The organism is Pseudomonas helleri (assembly GCF_009600315.1).
GTDB classification, from domain to species: Bacteria; Pseudomonadota; Gammaproteobacteria; order Pseudomonadales; family Pseudomonadaceae; genus Aquipseudomonas; species Aquipseudomonas helleri_A.
Map to the genome: position 1 here is coordinate 52,021 of NZ_WIWC01000025.1, position 16,669 is coordinate 68,689.

Sequence of the window (16,669 nt, forward strand, 5' to 3'; positions counted from 1 at the left end):
GCAATGATTAATCATGATTAACTGCGATTCAATAAGCCCTCGTGGCGAAAGCAATCCTGCCTCAGGAGTGAACTCATCATGGTAACTGCAACAAAAACCCGATCTGTAACGGCCCACGTACCTGTAGAGCTTGCTGAAAAAGTAGACGTGATGGCTGAGCGTTTGGAGCGATCCAAAAACTGGATCGTCAAACAAGCGCTGACCGCCTGGATCGAGCAAGAGGAAGAACGCAATCGTTTGACTCGTGAAGCGCTGGACGATGTGGATGCAGGCCGTGTTATTGATCATCAGGCCGTTCAGGCGTGGGCCGACAGCCTGAGCACTGACACACCACTGCCGGTGCCTCGCTGATGGAATTGAAGTGGACAGACCAAGGGCTGCGCGACCTCAGCCGGCTTTACGATTTCCTCTCTACGGTGCATCAACCCGCTGCTGCACGCACGGTGCAGCAGCTCACGACGGCCCCCACCAGCCTTCTTGCAAACCCGCGTATCGGTGAGCGACTGGAAGAGTTTGAACCGCGAGACGTGCGCCGACTATTGGTTGGCAATTACGAGATGCGCTATGAAATTGTGAACTCCACGCTCTATCTATTGCGCGTGTGGCATACCCGTGAAAATCGTTGATCCCGTCACCTACAACGTTGCGCACATCTCCACATCTGCCTGTGTGTTCACTTCTGTTTCTATACCCAATCGGTACTTGCAGTAGTCCATGATCTTCTGCCGTCGATCATCGCTCAATGTTTCTATTCGCCGGTAGTCTCCGTCATTGGCATGAATGTTGAAAAACTTAACCCTTAATGTAGGCGTCTTTTTCACAAAGAAAAGGGTGTGCGTTTCATGCTCTGAGTGTTGCTCGTAATAGCCAATATTTAGAATCGCCAGTAAGGCAAGTAGCCCCGCCAATATGAAATACTTCATTCAGTGACTGCCCGAGGGGATGGCAGTAACTGTGTATGCGTACGAATATTTCTCACCAGTTCCATCCCGATGTTTTCAGGACAAATTTGCCATCGTTATCCTGATCTTGATCATTCTGGTGCCCGCCAATACTGTTGAGTTTGTTGTGATTAATCTATTTCTGTCTACACCTCTCAATGTCGTTCTGTGTTTTCAGTTCAGTGTTAATACCAAGTCGGTACCTACAGTAGTCAATGATCCACATTCGTTCTTTGTCTGTGAGACGTTCAACTTGCCTGATTTCGCCATCATTGGCGTGTATGTTGAAAAATTTTAGTTGAAATGTCGGGTATCTTTTGATGAACAAAATAGTCTCAATATCGCCATCTTCAAGGGCTTGATAGTAGCCTGTGTAGATCACAGCCAACACCGCCAACGCTAAAGCAGCCAATAGCTTCTTCATACAACTTGCGACGCTGGTGGAGGTAGCAGCAAGTTATCCAGCGTTCGTAGAAACTCTGGGGAGACTTCATTGGTATACAACAGGGGTATTGATGCATTCATGGGTATGATCCGGATCTTTGGGTGCTTTGGACTACTTTCCAATTGTCACTGGCGCGAGTGTGCTGTTCCTTGAGCACATCGAGTTGATGGCAATGAGTGAAAGGGTTTAATTAGCAGGCAGCACCCTGAATCTGCTGGCATCAGTAGTAAATAGGAATTTTCTGAAAATAATTTAATTCCGCCACTTCATGCCCGTTTGCCAGTGTTCACGTACTTTCCCGCTCAATCACCTGACATTCCAGCAGGTTCAGCCGCTGCACATCGTCCTCCAGTGGCAAAACCCCCAAACTTTCCAGCACCCGAGTTGCCGCCAATACCCCGATTTCCAGTGCGGGCGGTTTGAGGGTGCTTAGGCTCGGCAGCAACAGTTCGGCAAATGGATAATCACCTAAACCCAGCACTGCACAGGCTTGGGGAATCTTCAGCCCTGCGCGCTGCCCGGCGAGTAATCCGCCCGCCGCGAGGTTGTCGTTGGCAAAGATGATTGCATCCGGTGGGGCAGGGGCCTGCATCAGCGTTTGCATGGCCTGTTTGCCGGCTTCAAAGGGCGCAAGCCCCTCCTGTGGCGTAAACACCCACGGCTCCAAGCCCAATTCGCCAACGCCGTTGAGGTAGCCATCGCGGCGCTCCGTACGCTGAAATCACCTGTGTTGCTGTTCACTACAAGGCTGTTCGTCGATAGCGTTTCTTATGGCGCGCCAGTTTTTTGGAAAAACCTTGTAGGGCTTCACGATTTTAAATGGCCTGCGCACGAAACTAATTGCCCCGGGCATGCCTCCATTACTTACGACCCTCACCGACAACACCGGACGTAAGTGTGGTTTGACCTGACGTAGCCGCCATTGGGGTGTTTACGTGTAACCGCTCTGTACGTGTCTCCCTTAGCCAAAGGTGACCCTGATGACAGAACACCCAACAACCCTGCGCCTCAAAGAAGACACACACTGTCCTGCGGCGAACGCTCAACCGATAACACTTCAGATCAACGGGCAGTTGTACCCGCTGGAGGTGCCTGCCAATGCGATTTTGCTTGATGTGGTCCGCGACCGTTTGCAACTGACCGGCACCAAAAAAGGCTGTGATCACGGCCAATGCGGTGCCTGCACGTTGCTGGTCAATGGTGTGGCGATCAACTCGTGCCTGTCACTGGCGGTTCAACACGATGGCGACAGCATCACCACCATCGAGGGATTGGCTGAGGGCGACGCGCTGCACCCCGTGCAACAAGCCTTTTGGGAACATGACGCCTTTCAATGTGGCTACTGCACCACCGGGCAGATCATGAGCGCCGTGGCCTTGCTTAATGATCCTGGCATTTCGCCGGACGATGCCAGCGTCAGGGAGGCCATGAGTGGCAATATCTGCCGCTGCGGTGCGTATAAAAACATTCTGGCGGCCGTGCAGTCGGCGCGCGTCAAAATGGCGGGGGGTGTCTGATGCAGACCTTCGATTACGTGCGGGCGCAGTCGTGCGCCCATGCTGTCAACTCGGCATCAACGCTGGAACTGACCCGGTATCTGGCAGGCGGCACCACGCTTCTGGACTTGATGAAGCTGGATGTGGTTAAGGCTGACCATTTGGTCGACATCAACCGATTGCCCTTGCAGCAGGTTGAAACCCTGGACGACGGTCGTTTGCGCATCGGGGCGTTGGTCAGCAATACCGCGCTGGCGCGTCATCCGCAGGTCGTGACACATTACCCGGTGCTGGCTCAAGCGATCATGGCCGGGGCTTCCACGCAGTTGCGCAATAAAGCCACCACCGCTGGCAACGTCATGCAGCGGGTGCGCTGCAATTATTTCCGCGATGGGGTTTCACCTTGCAACAAGCGCCAGCCCGGCTCGGGGTGCGCAGCGCTTGGGGGGCTTAATCGAAGTGTGCATGCCGTGCTGGGAACCAGCGATCACTGCATTGCCAGCCATCCTTCCGATATGTGTGTGGCCATGGCGGCCATTGGTGCGCAGGTCACGCTGCAAAACCCGCAGGGGCAGTCACGAGAAGTCAATTTTGCTGATTTCCATCTGCTGCCCGGTGACACGCCGTGGCGTGAACATGCCCTTGAGCCCCACGAACTGATTACCCACGTGACCCTGGATGCGCCGCTGGGCACCAGTCGTTCCGGCTACTTGAAACTGCGCGACCGCACGTCTTACCAGTTCGCACTGGCGTCGAGTGCCATCATTCTGGTGATGGACGGGCCCACCGTGATCGAGGCGCGTATTGCCCTCGGCGGCGTGGCCACCAAGCCGTGGCGTGCCGTTGAAGCCGAACAGCACCTCATCGGGCAAAGAATGTCTGCGCAGCTCATGTCAGAGGTGGCCGAAATGGCTCTGAAAGACGCGCGGGCCTACGCGCACAATGCTTACAAAATCCCCCTCGGCCAGCAGGTCATTGCGCGCAACCTTCGCGACCTGACGGCGCAGGAGTCTGTATGAACGAATCCATTATCGGTGTTCCTCAACGCAGGATTGACGGGCGGCTAAAGGTCAGCGGTACAGCTGACTATGCCGCCGATCATTCGATGCCGGGCCTGCTGTATGCATATGGTGTGTACAGCACTATAGCTCGCGGCCAGATACGCACGATTGATGATGCCAAGGCGCTGCAAATGCCTGGCGTCGTCAGCATCGTGCATCATCTCAATTGCCCCAAACTCCATCGCACGCCTGCCACGCCGATGGACATGAGCAAAATTTTGAATGCCAGCAAAGTCGATGAGTTTCGCACCCCGTTCGAAGATGATCAGGTGTCATACCCCGGTCAATTTATGGCGCTGGTAGTAGCCGAAACCTTTGAACAGGCCAGGGCCGCGGCGTATCAGGTGTCGGTGGACTATGAAGTTGCCGAGCCGATAACCAGCCTGACCGAAGGCCTGAAGGCACAGGCTGCTCAGGACGGCGCAGGCGGGCACTCACGGGGCAAACCGGAGCCCGCATTTGCTTCTGCGGCCAAAAAAATTGACGTGACCTACACCACACCCGTCGAAAATCACAACCCGATGGAAATGCACGCGACCACGGCATGGTGGGAGGAGGGCTGTCTTTTTGTGTACGAAAGCACTCAGGGCGTGGTCAACCATCGCAATGTATTGGCTAATGTGTTCGATTTACCCCCTGATCGGGTTGAAGTACGTGCACCTTTTATCGGTTCAGGATTTGGCAGCAAGCTATGGCCGTGGCCGCATTCCATAGCCGCCTGCGTGGCGGCGAAAATCACCGGTCGACCTGTGCAATTGATGTTGCCCAGAGCGCAGATGTTCACCACCAGTGGCCATCGCCCGCAAACCTCGCAACGCATGCGTCTGGCCACAGACAGCAAAGGCAAACTGGTATCGCTGCGCCATGAGTCAATCAACAGCACGTCTACTACCGATGCCTATACCGAAACCTGCGCCAGCGTTACAAAAAGTCTGTACGCCTGCCCGAATGTGCTGGTCAGCCATAAAAATGTGCCGGTGAACCGTGGCACGCCCACCTCGATGCGGGCTCCCGGTGCCGCCCCCGGTTTATTTGCCCTTGAGTCGGCCATCGATGAAATGGCGCTGGACGCGGGTATCGATCCACTGGCTTTTCGCCTGCTCAATCGGGCTGCCAAGGATGAAAGTGTCGACCTGCCGTGGTCCAGCAACCACCTTGAAGAGGCCATGAACGTCGCGGCGCAGAAAATCGGCTGGCAGCAGCGCAACCCTGAAATCGGCTCCATGCGCGAAGGCGACGAAATCATTGGCTACGGTATGGGCGCGTGTAATTGGGAGGCGTCTCAAGTACCGACCGATGCCCGAGTGCTTCTGCGTGCGGACGGTACGGCGTTGGCGCAATGCGGCCTGCAAGATATAGGCACCGGCACTTACACGGTGGTAGCGCAGACGCTCAGCCAGTTGTCCGGGCTGGCGCTGGAGCGCATTGAAGTGCAGTTGGGCAGTTCCGCGTACCCGCCCGGCGCAATGTCCGGCGGATCGTGGGCTACCTCGAGTGTCATGTCTGCCATCGCCGGCGCGACCCGACAAGCGCTGGACAACTTGCGCCAGATCGCCGTGTTGAAAGGGGCGCCCTTTGAAGGTCAAAAAACCGAAAACCTTCAGGTAGAAGAAGGGTACTTGGTATGTGACGGTCAGCGCGCCTCATTCGGTCAAATCCTCGATTCACAGCAGGTGGCTCACGCTGAAGGCAACTACCAGAGCGGGGGCGCCAAAACCGATACCTATTCCTTCCGATCATTTGGCGCACATTTTGTGGAAGTACGTTGGGACCCCGGCATTTCGCACTTGCGCGTGGCCCGTGTGGTCAGCGCCATTGACGTGGGCCAGGTGGTTAACCCGCTGGCCGCGCGCAATCAGGTGGAAGGGGCCATTGTCATGGGCATTGGCATGGCGCTGTTCGAGGCGGGCGAGAACGACCCGCGCAGCGGATTGCCGACCAACAATAATTACGCTGAATACCTGGTGCCGGTGCATGCCGACCAGCCTGATATCGATATCACCCTGCTGGATTATCCCGACCTCAACTTCAGTGAATTCGGTGCTCGCGGCATCGGCGAAATTGGTATCACCGGACTGGCCGCGGCCATTGCCAATGCGGTGTACCACGCCACCGGCATACGAGTGCGTGACCTGCCCATCACCAAGGAAAAATTGATGCATGGACTCGCTTGATCTACAGGTTGTGCAGCGCGCCCAGGGCTGGATAGCTACGGGTCAATCCATCTGGCTGTGTACGGTTGTGTCGACCTTCGGCTCTGCGCCGCGTGGCCCGGGTGCCATGCTGGTGGCGTTGCCGACGGGTGAATACACCGGCTCGTTGTCAGGTGGCTGCGTCGAAGAAGACTTTATGGAGCGTCTCTCACAGGGCCATTTTGCTGAACACAATCATGTAGTGCGCTACGGCGAGGGAGGGCTGGCACCCAATGTGGCCTTGCCCTGCGGCGGCGTGTTGGACGTATTGATTGAGTACATGCCCGCCGGCGAAGAGACAGCCGAACACCTACAGGCCATGCAGTGCGCACTGGGCGGGCAATACCTGGCCACTCGAACCATTCAGCTCGGCAGTTCGCGCAGATGCCTGGCGCGCAGCGATGAAAACGGGCCAAGGGTATCGCGCCAGGTCGATGAGGTTGCTATCAGGGTGGGTTCTGTGCGGCGGTTGCTGCTGGCCGGTTTGTCTCCGGTGGCCGAGTTTTGTGCCAGTTTTGCCTTGGCTTTGGGCTATGAAGTGATCCTGTGTGATCCAAGGCCAGAGGTCATCGAGCGGTTCTCCATGCCCGGTGTGCAGGTTCACAAGCGCCTGCCCTCGGCCTATATCGAAGAAAACGGCTGTCATGCCACCACCGCAGTCGTCGCCCTGACCCATGACCCTCGGCTGGATGACTTGACCCTAATGGAAGCCGTCAGAACCGATGCTTTTTACATTGGCGCCATGGGCTCTCAACGCACCAGTGCCAAAAGATTTGAGCGCTTGGAGCGTATTGGCGGGCTCGATGCTCAGGCATTGGCCCGCATCCATGCGCCGATAGGATTGCGCCTTGGCAGCAAAACCCCGGCTGAAATTGCCCTGGCGGTCATGGCCGATATTCTGCGCGTCTCCAATGGTATTAGTCACTCCACTCTGGGCACTGTCACTCACTAAGTGTTTCAACTCATTGATCGTATTGGTCGTGCCCGACAAGTGCAATTTGTCGGGCATGTCTGGTGTTAATCCAAATATGCCATCGTCTACCCATTGTTTATTTAAGGTGCGGATGACATACAGCTGAGAAAACTCTTACGATCGTGACGGAATAGTCTTAGAGCGCTTTATTAGGATCAAGTACAGGTGCGGTTCTTGCTGAATTGAAGGCACGGAATGATAGTCGGGTGTAATTGAAAACTATTGTTACAAGTTTTTATTAGTAGGGTCGTACTGATCATTAAGTTGTCCTGGCATCGAGAGGTTGAAAGACATCTGGGTGGCAGATCACATTCCCTCGAATATTATTGTAGGGAATTTCTTATTGCAGCTAAGGATCTATCCGATTTTTCTGTTGGGGGTGGATTATTGTATTCAGATAATTCAACCTTGTAGGTGGGCTCAATACAAGTTGACCAGTACGACTAGTACATCGCTTTAGAAAGGGGATTTATTTGCCATGGCGGGCGTTGGTTTAAAGTCGGCTACGGGTATGAATTCAAGTCTTATTGTTGCGGAGGAATTATGGCTTCGAATAGTTTTCAAAATGAAGTACCCAAGGCCAGGATCAATATCAAGCTGGACTTGCATACGGGCGGGGCACAGAAGAAGGTCGAGTTACCCCTCAAACTCATGGTGATGGGCGATTACAGTAACGGTAAGGAACAGCGCCCGTTATCCGAAAGAAGTAAAGCCAACATCAACAAAAATAATTTCGACAGCGTATTGGCTGAGTTTTCTCCGGCCTTGAACTTGGCAGTGGAAAATACGTTGGTTGATGACAACTCAGACACCGCCGTCGAGTTGAAATTTCAGAATATGAAAGACTTTGAGCCCGAGCAGGTGGCCCGACAAATACCGCAACTACGTGCTTTGTTAGCGATGCGTAACCTGTTGCGTGATCTCAAATCGAACCTGCTGGACAACGCTACCTTCCGTAACGAGTTAGAGCGCATCCTCAAGGATGATGCGTTGAGTGATGAGTTGCGAGCGGAATTGGCTGCTTTGGCTCCCCAGGAAACTCGTTAATTACCCACGGTTCGTTGTGTAGGAAATACAAATCATGTCTCAAGAACAAACCTCTGCATCTTCGCGCAGTGCGGTAGCTATGGCTGATGAAAGCCAAAGTGTATACGGGCACTTATTTGGCAAGATCAATCTCAGTCCGGTCGCGCAACTGACGGGTATCGAATACTTTCAGAGTGCTGAGGCGTTGGCCGACGCGTCTGCCGATGAACGCGTGACCGCCGCTGTCAGTGTATTTTTGAACCTGCTTAAAAAGTCGTCGCAAAAAGTTGAGCGCCTCGATAAAACGCTTCTGGATGAACACATTGCTTCATTGGATGCGCAAATTAGCCGTCAATTGGATGCTGTCATGCACCATCCTGATTTCCAGCGCGTTGAGTCGACGTGGCGGGGAGTGAAATCGCTGATTGATCAGACTGATTTTCGCCAGAACGTGCGCATCGAATTGTTGGATATCAGCAAGGATCACCTGATTCAAGATTTCGACGATGCACCGGAAATCGCTCAAAGTGGTTTGTATCTCCATACCTACACGCAAGAGTACGACACACCGGGTGGTGAGCCGATTGCGGCGGCTATATCCAACTACGAGTTCGGTCGTGGTCCACAGGATATTGCCCTGCTGCGCAATATTTCAAAAGTGTCCGCTGCCGCTCACATGCCATTTATTGGGGCCGTAGGCCCGGAGTTCTTCGGCAAGGAGTCGATGGAAGAAGTGGCTGCCATTAAAGATATTGGCAACTACTTTGATCGTGCTGAATACATTAAGTGGAAGGCGTTCCGCGACAGCGATGACTCCCGTTATATCGGTCTTACAATGCCTCGCGTTCTGGGTCGACTGCCTTATGGGCCCGACACCATTCCCGTACGCAGTTTCAATTACGTCGAAAGCGTTAAAGGCCCGGATCACGATAAATATTTGTGGACTAACGCCTCCTTTGCCTTCGCTGCAAACATGATGAAAAGCTTCATCGCTAATGGCTGGTGTGTACAAATTCGCGGACCACAGTCTGGCGGTGCGGTCACAGATCTGCCGATTCATTTGTACGACCTGGGTACAGGCAACCAAGTGAAGATTCCTTCTGAGGTGATGATTCCGGAGACCCGTGAATTTGAATTCGCCAATCTCGGTTTCATCCCGCTTTCGTATTACAAAAATCGCGATTACTCATGCTTCTTTTCGGCCAATTCCGCCCAGAAGCCGGCGTTGTATGACACGCCAGATGCCACTGCCAACAGCCGTATCAACTCGCGCTTGCCCTACATTTTCCTACTGTCGCGTATCGCTCATTACCTCAAGTTGATTCAGCGCGAAAACATCGGCACCACCAAAGATCGTCGCTTGTTAGAGCTGGAGCTGAACAAGTGGATCGGCGGTTTGGTCACCGAAATGACTGACCCTGGCGATGACCTTCAAGCATCACACCCGCTGCGTGAAGCCAAAGTGATCGTAGAAGATATCGACGATAACCCGGGTTTCTTCCGCGTCAAATTGTATGCCGTCCCTCACTTTCAGGTGGAAGGGATGGACGTCAATTTGTCGCTGGTTTCACAAATGCCTAAAGCGAAAGCCTGATTCACTCGTAGGGAAACGATTCCATGAAGATCGACCGCCCCATGTGGGCCGCGGGAACTTTACTGTCTCCGCAACAATTCCAGCAGCAGGCCCGCTGGGAAGCGTGGGCCAATGACCGTTTGGCTCATCTGTCTTTGGTGCACCCGTGGGGTGTGCAGGCGGTTATGTTTGACCTGGAGGCCTTGCGATTGGGCAAGCTCAAGGCCGCTCATATTCGTTTGCGCATGTCCGATGGTGTATTGATCGATACAGATCTCGTGGATCGATTACCTCCTGCGCTGGAATTGGCTGGACTGCTGCCCGACGATATTCAGTCCGCCCTGTTGCTCCTGGCCTTGCCACTGGAGCAAGCCAATGGCAATAACTGTTTGCTTGAGGGTGGCAGGGCAGAACGGCCCATCCGTTATCGACAAGACTGGCGCAAAGTCCAGGACGTCTATGCCGATGAGATGCAGTCGATTGGCGTGCTTGAACACGCGTTAAGCCTGCGTCTGGACAGCGATGAAAACGGTGATTACATAACATGCCCATTGGCACGATTGGTGCGCGACGGTCATGGCAACTGGAGTCTTGATTCCAGCTATGTACCACCACTGCTCAACTTTGATGCTCACTCAGGTTTGCTGACGCAACTGGATAATCTATTGACCCAGTTGTCCGCCAAACGCCAGCGACTGATGGGTATGCGTCGCGAAAGCAATCAGCGCATGGCCGACTTCGCGGTGGCGGACGTGTCTTTATTCTGGCTACTCAATGCCTTGAACACCTATCAGCCGGTATTGGCCGATATCAAGGCTCATCCTGCGAGGCACCCCGAGCAAGTCTATCTGGAGCTGGTCAAGCTGGCTGGCAGCCTGCTGACCTTTTCTCTGGAACATGACATCGACAAAATTCCAGCTTATCGGCATGAGCAACTGGAAAGCGTTTTCCCACCGTTGATGAGCACCCTTTCAACCTTGCTGGAAGCGAGTCTGCCGTCGAGGGTTATCGCTCTGGAATTGGAGGAGCGAGGGGCTAATCGCTGGCAGGTGAGTCTCAATGATGCGCGCTTGCGTGAGCCGGATGGAGCGGACTTTTACCTTTCTGTGCGTTGCCGACTACCTGCCGTGCAGTTGCAGGAACAGTTCCCGCGTTTGTGCAAAGTCGGTACACCCGACGAGGTCGATCACCTGGTCAATGTTGCGCTTGAAGGTGTGCCATTGCAGTCGCTTAGCCACGTCCCGGCAGCGATTCCGTTGCGGTTGGAGAATCAGTACTTCGCGCTTGATCTTGGCCATGCGAAAGGGCGGGCCATGTTGAGTGAAGGGGTGTGTGCCTTCTACGTGCCAAGCACATTGGCCGACGTGAAACTAGAACTGTTCGCGGTGTTGCGCACATGAATATGAATGAGTCAAAAAAACAGTTCCAAAGCCCAGTGGATGTCATTGATGGGGTGCTGCAAGACACCTATCTATTGGTTGTGACATTGCGCCAAGGGGCAGAGGTGCCTAACAGCCCGCAGTTGTGGGCGCTTTGTGTAGAGCTAATTGAGCGTGTTCGTCAGCAGCTCAAGCAGGCGGGCTTGAGCCAGATCAGCATTGACCATATCAGTCATGCGCAATGCGCTCTGCTGGATGAAACCGTGCTCACGTTTGCCAAAGATGACGCCCATGCCACATGGGCCAGCGAGCCTCTGCAGGCCAAGTTCTTCAACAGCCATCAGGCGGGCGAGTCTCTCTATGAAGACATGCGTGAGGTCGTGCATCAGCCTACGCCTGATATGCATGCAGTGACTGCGTTTCAGCGAGTGCTAATGCTGGGCTTTCACGGCCGTTATCGAACACTTGAAGCACCTGAGCGTCAGTTGCTGTTGGCAGCGCTGACAGAGCGAGTTGCCCCGTTGGCGATCAATGTGGGTATGACTGCGCGCTCTGTTATTGGGCGACGAACCCACGGCTTAAGTGTTTGGCGTTCACCCTTGGGCAATCTGTCAGCGATAGCGTTATTGCTGCTGGGTGTTTGGTGGGGGCTCAACCATCTGCTGGATGCAATGATTACGGCCCTGCTGCCGGGTCAGGCGTGACAGACAGATGACATTCAAACTCAAGCGAGGTCTCTGGCTGTGGGCGGGGGCGTTAGTCCTGATATTGCTCAGCGTTATCCCGGCAAGTACGTGGGTACGCTTGATGGTGATTCTGGCGGTGGCCTGCAGTCTTGCCTTCATCTGGCGCAGCTACGGGCAAAAATCGGAACTCAATCACCCATCGCTGGTATTGGCAGACCATGGCGTATTACCGCCTTCAGCTTACCGCCAGCCTGTAGTTCTGGTGTGTGGCGATGCCCTGACCGGTCTTTTTGGCGATATTGCAAGCGATGAGTTGGCATTGCGCGTGACCGAACAAGGTTGCTACGTACGGGTCTGTGGTGCGACACAACTGCCCATCGTCGCGGACAGTTTGCTGTCTATGCGCCCGCAGTGGGGTGGGCAACTGAGCGTGATGTATGTGGTCAACCCAGGTGAGCATACCGACGGCGGCGCTCTGGCAGGCCAGATACAAGCGTTTTGTCATCAGCTCTTGCTCCTGCGCAAGAGAGGCATCGTTCTTTCTCTATTCGTGGTGAGTTACCTGCAAGCCGCTCAAGGTGAAGGCCCTTGGTTTAGTTGGCAAGCAGGTCAGGACAGTCCATCAGTGCATGAAGCTAATGCGATTGCAGGTATGGCCGAGTGGCAGCGTGAGGCCGACGATTACGCGACGGTTGTTGCACGCTTCAATACCAGCGTGCAGTTGAAAAGTGCTGCGCATTGGTTGACTGAAACCGTCCTTGCGCACTTCACCTCCGGTGACGCTCGTTATCCTCTGATCATGGTCCAGACCATTGCTGTCACCTGTGTACCGGTACTGGTACAGAAAGTGGAACACTGCCTATGGCAACAGTGGCTGCAGGGAAAAACCACACTGGTTGGTAGCCAACAACCCAAAGAGGTGGCGGGCATACGTTTGCCATTTCCCGATCCCTTGCTTCACCTGATTCCAACGCGCATTCAGTACTCTGCCGTGCAGCAGGCGGGTGTAATTGCCGCGTGGCTTTTGGCAGCCGCCATGCTCGTGGCCTTGGCCAATTCGGCTTGGCAAAACACCTTGTTGGCCCGTCAGGTCACCGATGATCTGCGTCGTTACACATCGATTATTGCGCCTGAACGTCGGGAGCAGCCCGAGTTTGTTCTGCGTGAAGACGCAGTGTCCGTTCTGCGTCAGGACGCTCTTCGGCTGGACAACTATTACCGCCATGGTGAGCCGGTGTCGCTGGGCCTTGGCCTTTATCGCGGGGAGCGTTTGCGTGCGCCCCTGTTGGCCGTCATTGCCAGTCATCGGCAACCCGCCATGGCTGCTGTCCCGGTCAATGCTCCGCGTGCTGTTCGGCTGGACAGTCTGTCGTTGTTCAGTACCGGCAGCGCCCAGCTAAAGCCTGACTCGACCAAGGTGTTGATCAATGCCTTGACCGATATCAAGGCGCAACCCGGTTGGCTGATCGTTATCGCCGGGCACACCGACGATACGGGTAACGTCGAGCACAACCTCCAGTTGTCCAGGGCACGTGCTGCTGCAGTGCGTGATTGGATGCAACGTATGGGCGACATTCCTGACGCCTGCTTTGCCGTACAGGGATTTGGCGCCAGCCAACCCATCGCCAGTAATGACAACGAATCCGGGCGCGCGATGAATCGCCGCGTCGATATCCGTCTGGTGCCGGAAGTGGGGGCCTGCGAGCTTTCCACTGCGAAACCAGGCAGGCAAAACCTGTCGCGTCATGCGGCAATTAATGATTGAAAAAGGAGCTTCACATGGCAATTCCCGTTTACCTGTGGCTGCAAGATGATGGCGGCGCTGCAATCAAAGGTTCAGTGAATGTTCAAAATCGCGAAGGCAGTATTGAAGTGCTCTCTCAAGACCATAGCGTGTACATCCCCACAGACAACAATACGGGCAAGTTGACCGGGACTCGCGTGCATACGCCCTTCGTGTTTACCAAGGAAATCGATGTTTCCAGCTCTTACTTTTATAAGGCTGTAGCCACGGGTCAGACGCTTAAAAGTGCTGAGTTCAAGTGGTACCGCATTGACGATGCCGGTCAAGAAGTTGAGTACTTCATCACCACACTGGAAAACGTCAAGGTGGTGAAAGTCGCCCCGAAAATGCACGACATCAAAGACCCTGCCAAGCAAAAACATAACCATCTCGAACAGATTGAATTGCGTTACGAGAAAATCACCTGGAATTACACGGACGGCAACATCAAATGGTCTGACGCTTGGGACGCTCGCCCGAGCGCTTAATGCCTGAAGGCCGACAGACAACTTGAATCTGTTGGTACCCAGTGTGTTGGGTTGAGCGTCCGTTCGCGGGCGCTCAGCCAAACACACACGTTTCAAACCACCGCTGCGCAATCGATAACGCAACGAGACTCCAGAACAAGGACGCACCCGCATGGCACCTACTTCCGCCCGTTTACTTCGCCGCCTTAATCCTTATTGTGCTCAAGCGCTGAGTGCGGCGGCTTCAATGTGCCAAAGTCGCGCTCATGCACAGATTACCGTCGAGCATTGGTTGCTCAAACTGCTTGAGCAAGGCGAGGGTGATCTGACGCTGATTGCACGTCGCTACGAATGGGACATGGACGCCCTATGGCGTGGTTTGCTGGATCATCTAGACCGTTTGCCACGCAGCGTGCAAAGCAAACCGCAGCTGAGCCCAGGGCTCGAAAACCTGATCAAACAGGCATGGCTGCGTGCCTCAATGGACGACAACGAGAGTGTGCGTTCGGCGCACCTGCTGGGAGCTTTGATACAGACCCCGCATCTGCTTGCGTGCGAAGCGGCCTGGCCGTTGCTCAGCCTCAGCGATGCGCAATTGGACCGTTTGTTTGCCTTGCTCGATCAGCATTCCGAAGAGCGTCCACAGGTGCAACACGCTGCCGCTCTGGAGCAAACAGGCGTATCTGCAAATCCGCTATCGATGCCTTCACCCAGTTCAGCCACGAACGAAGCGCTGCTGGCTGTGCTGGATAAATTCACCCAGGACATCACGGCCAAAGCCAGAGCAGGGCACATTGATCCGGTATTGGGGCGCGATGATGAAATCCGTCAGGTGATCGATATTCTCAGTCGGCGACGCAAAAACAACCCGATCCTGGTGGGTGAGCCGGGGGTGGGCAAAACCGCTTTGGTTGAAGGCCTTGCATTGCGCATTGCTGAGGGCAATGTGCCTGACAGCCTCAAGCCGGTCAGCGTACGCACCCTTGACTTGGGGTTGCTGCAAGCGGGTGCCGGGGTCAAAGGTGAGTTTGAACAACGCCTGAAAAACGTCATCGACGCCGTGCAACAATCCGAACATCCGGTGCTGTTATTTAATGAACGATGGTTGTGTTGTTAATGTGGAAAGTGGAGAGCAGTGTGGTGGCGAATGGAGTGGGGCTAGGCACTGGAGCAGTTCAATCAATAGTGTGAGTGACTACTCTTTTAAAGAGGCACCAACTGTCAGTAAGATCTACAAGGATTATGAGTCGGGTTTTAAAGACTTAAACCAGATTTCCTCTCCTAGAATTCGCGCATATTTTTTAGAGGGGACGACATTTGATAATTTGCTAGTTTGCGACCCCCCGCATGATGCAAACAAAAAAACGTATGCAGACATGCTGGCTCTGCTACAACGTGATGGGGATACGAAAAATACTGAAAAGCTAAAAGCTGCTTTGAAGTCAGTTGGCATTTTATCGGTAGGTGATAAGTTAGTCTCTACGCAAACCATGATTAGCATGGCTATAAAGTTTGTCAGTTCTGATAAAGCTTATCTGTATAGTTCGCCATCGTCATTGGATATTACTCAATCCTACCTGATTCGTGGCGATGTTGTCTCAGTATTATCTAGCTCAAATAATTCCTTTATCAAAGTTAGCTATCAACCAAAGGGCGGAAAACCTATCGAAAAATGGGTTCGGTGTGAAGATATTGATTTTTGTGAGCGTTGATAATAATTTATTGAACCTGTCGTCTTATGGGAGCAAATTCATGGGAGGTGTTAGGGATATTTTCATAAGCGAGCTAAAGACAGGCTGAGAGATAAGAAATAGAGCTGGTCTTGGGGGCGGAATAAAGAGCGAGAGGAAGCAGGCATATAGTTTGATTGAAGGGGTACTTAAGTGAATATCAAATTATTGTCTTTTTTATGCGCTGTTCACATTGCCATATTCTCCCTTTCGAAGGCTGTGGGAGATGAAAGAAATTTGTGCAGAGCTGTTGAAGTGAATGTTGCCTCTTGCGAGACAGTTAAAGGGAAGTATGCGTCAATTTGCGCTACCCGCGAAGGGCTCGTACATTATAGAATTGGTCGTTATTCGAAAGTTGAGTTGGATGTTAAGTTTTCTGCGAGGAAACAAATTTTTCGATGGGTTGATTTGAATACGTATATCACGTTTTTTGGCTTCAATAGAGGTGGGTATTCATACGTGTTCGGTGTGCCGCAGGAGACATTGGGTGCGACAGCTTTTTTAGAGGTAAAAAAATCAGGCGAAAGATTTTCATATGATGAAACATTTACATGTTTCTCAAATTCTTTTGGGAATAAGAATATAAGTAGCGACGTAATTAAGGATGTGGAGGGTGTGCATGTTAGAGGTAATGGATTTGTATTTTTCCCTGATGATAGCTCGAAAATGGATGAGGCCTTACATTGAATTATATTCAAAGATTTTCCGTTGCAGCGGTAACTCGGCCTATCAATATAGGTAGTGGTAGGCCTATTTGATCGCCAAAAGTACAAGCGTGAGATTACGGCAGTCTTAAAACATCACTTTAATAGCTGTCTAATAATGATTAAAATATTATCGATGGCGGTTGCAGGAGCTGAGTGCAACACGGTTATTGAATTGACGCAGGAGCATCATATTGCATAGCCAAGGCTTTC

The 16,669-nt window shown here is 53.2% G+C and carries 15 protein-coding genes and 3 pseudogenes; 15 read left to right on the top strand and 3 right to left on the bottom strand.

The window, feature by feature from the left end:
* Nucleotides 1-78 precede the first annotated feature (78 nt).
* Nucleotides 79-351, top strand: coding sequence for a CopG family ribbon-helix-helix protein (locus GHN86_RS15270; protein WP_153382681.1), 273 nt, complete (start codon nucleotides 79-81; stop codon nucleotides 349-351).
* On the top strand, nucleotides 351-626 hold the full coding sequence (locus tag GHN86_RS15275; RefSeq protein WP_153382683.1) for a type II toxin-antitoxin system RelE/ParE family toxin: 276 nt from the start codon (nucleotides 351-353) through the stop codon (nucleotides 624-626). The genes GHN86_RS15270 and GHN86_RS15275 overlap by 1 nt, the downstream gene beginning before the upstream one ends.
* Before the next feature lie 9 nt (nucleotides 627-635).
* Here GHN86_RS15275 and GHN86_RS15280 read toward each other — a convergent pair whose 3' ends face one another.
* From GHN86_RS15280 to GHN86_RS15285, 3 genes and pseudogenes are all read right to left on the bottom strand, one after another.
* The gene (locus tag GHN86_RS15280) at nucleotides 636-923 is read right to left on the bottom strand and encodes a hypothetical protein (protein ID WP_153382685.1); all 288 of its coding nucleotides are present in this window, start codon (nucleotides 921-923) and stop codon (nucleotides 636-638) included.
* A gap of 154 nt (nucleotides 924-1,077) precedes the next feature.
* On the bottom strand, nucleotides 1,078-1,365 hold the full coding sequence (locus tag GHN86_RS23685; RefSeq protein ID WP_228385002.1) for a hypothetical protein: 288 nt from the start codon (nucleotides 1,363-1,365) through the stop codon (nucleotides 1,078-1,080).
* Between the two features lie 307 nt (nucleotides 1,366-1,672).
* A pseudogene (locus GHN86_RS15285) lies at nucleotides 1,673-2,159 on the bottom strand (substrate-binding domain-containing protein); the annotation flags it as partial.
* A 249-nt stretch (nucleotides 2,160-2,408) separates the two neighbouring features.
* Between GHN86_RS15285 and GHN86_RS15290 the strand changes: the two are divergent.
* The 13 genes and pseudogenes from GHN86_RS15290 to GHN86_RS15350 form a co-directional block, all read left to right on the top strand.
* Nucleotides 2,409-2,903, top strand: a pseudogene (locus GHN86_RS15290) ((2Fe-2S)-binding protein); the annotation flags it as partial.
* Nucleotides 2,903-3,901, top strand: coding sequence for an FAD binding domain-containing protein (locus tag GHN86_RS15295; protein ID WP_153382689.1), 999 nt, complete (start codon nucleotides 2,903-2,905; stop codon nucleotides 3,899-3,901). The pseudogene GHN86_RS15290 and the gene GHN86_RS15295, both read left to right, overlap by 1 nt.
* Nucleotides 3,898-6,117: a xanthine dehydrogenase family protein molybdopterin-binding subunit gene (locus GHN86_RS15300; RefSeq protein WP_153382691.1), complete on the top strand. Its 2,220-nt coding sequence runs from the start codon at nucleotides 3,898-3,900 to the stop codon at nucleotides 6,115-6,117. The genes GHN86_RS15295 and GHN86_RS15300 overlap by 4 nt, the downstream gene beginning before the upstream one ends.
* A complete protein-coding gene (locus tag GHN86_RS15305) occupies nucleotides 6,104-7,087 on the top strand; it encodes an XdhC family protein (RefSeq protein WP_153382692.1) in 984 nt (327 codons plus the stop codon). Before GHN86_RS15300 ends, GHN86_RS15305 begins: the two co-directional genes overlap by 14 nt.
* A gap of 564 nt (nucleotides 7,088-7,651) precedes the next feature.
* The gene (gene tssB / locus GHN86_RS15310; protein ID WP_153382694.1) at nucleotides 7,652-8,155 is read left to right on the top strand and encodes a type VI secretion system contractile sheath small subunit; all 504 of its coding nucleotides are present in this window, start codon (nucleotides 7,652-7,654) and stop codon (nucleotides 8,153-8,155) included.
* Between the two features lie 34 nt (nucleotides 8,156-8,189).
* The gene (tssC, locus tag GHN86_RS15315) at nucleotides 8,190-9,728 is read left to right on the top strand and encodes a type VI secretion system contractile sheath large subunit (protein ID WP_153382696.1); all 1,539 of its coding nucleotides are present in this window, start codon (nucleotides 8,190-8,192) and stop codon (nucleotides 9,726-9,728) included.
* Nucleotides 9,729-9,751: 23 nt separating this feature from the next.
* Nucleotides 9,752-11,107 (top strand): type VI secretion system baseplate subunit TssK, encoded by a 1,356-nt coding sequence (tssK, locus tag GHN86_RS15320; protein WP_153386875.1) that lies wholly within the window; start codon nucleotides 9,752-9,754, stop codon nucleotides 11,105-11,107.
* The gene (tssL, locus tag GHN86_RS15325) at nucleotides 11,104-11,790 is read left to right on the top strand and encodes a type VI secretion system protein TssL, short form (RefSeq protein WP_153382700.1); all 687 of its coding nucleotides are present in this window, start codon (nucleotides 11,104-11,106) and stop codon (nucleotides 11,788-11,790) included. The genes tssK and tssL overlap by 4 nt, the downstream gene beginning before the upstream one ends.
* Before the next feature lie 7 nt (nucleotides 11,791-11,797).
* Entirely contained in the window at nucleotides 11,798-13,537 is a 1,740-nt protein-coding gene (locus GHN86_RS15330; protein ID WP_153382702.1) for an OmpA family protein, read from the top strand.
* A gap of 14 nt (nucleotides 13,538-13,551) precedes the next feature.
* Complete coding sequence (locus tag GHN86_RS15335; protein WP_153382704.1) at nucleotides 13,552-14,043, top strand: Hcp family type VI secretion system effector; 492 nt, start codon at nucleotides 13,552-13,554, stop codon at nucleotides 14,041-14,043.
* Between the two features lie 151 nt (nucleotides 14,044-14,194).
* A pseudogene (locus GHN86_RS15340) lies at nucleotides 14,195-15,115 on the top strand (Clp protease N-terminal domain-containing protein); the annotation flags it as partial.
* Nucleotide 15,116: 1 nt separating this feature from the next.
* Nucleotides 15,117-15,734, top strand: a complete 618-nt coding sequence (locus GHN86_RS15345) for a hypothetical protein (protein WP_153382706.1) — start codon at nucleotides 15,117-15,119, stop codon at nucleotides 15,732-15,734.
* A 171-nt stretch (nucleotides 15,735-15,905) separates the two neighbouring features.
* Nucleotides 15,906-16,439 (top strand): hypothetical protein, encoded by a 534-nt coding sequence (locus GHN86_RS15350; RefSeq protein ID WP_153382708.1) that lies wholly within the window; start codon nucleotides 15,906-15,908, stop codon nucleotides 16,437-16,439.
* Nucleotides 16,440-16,669: the final 230 nt, after the last annotated feature.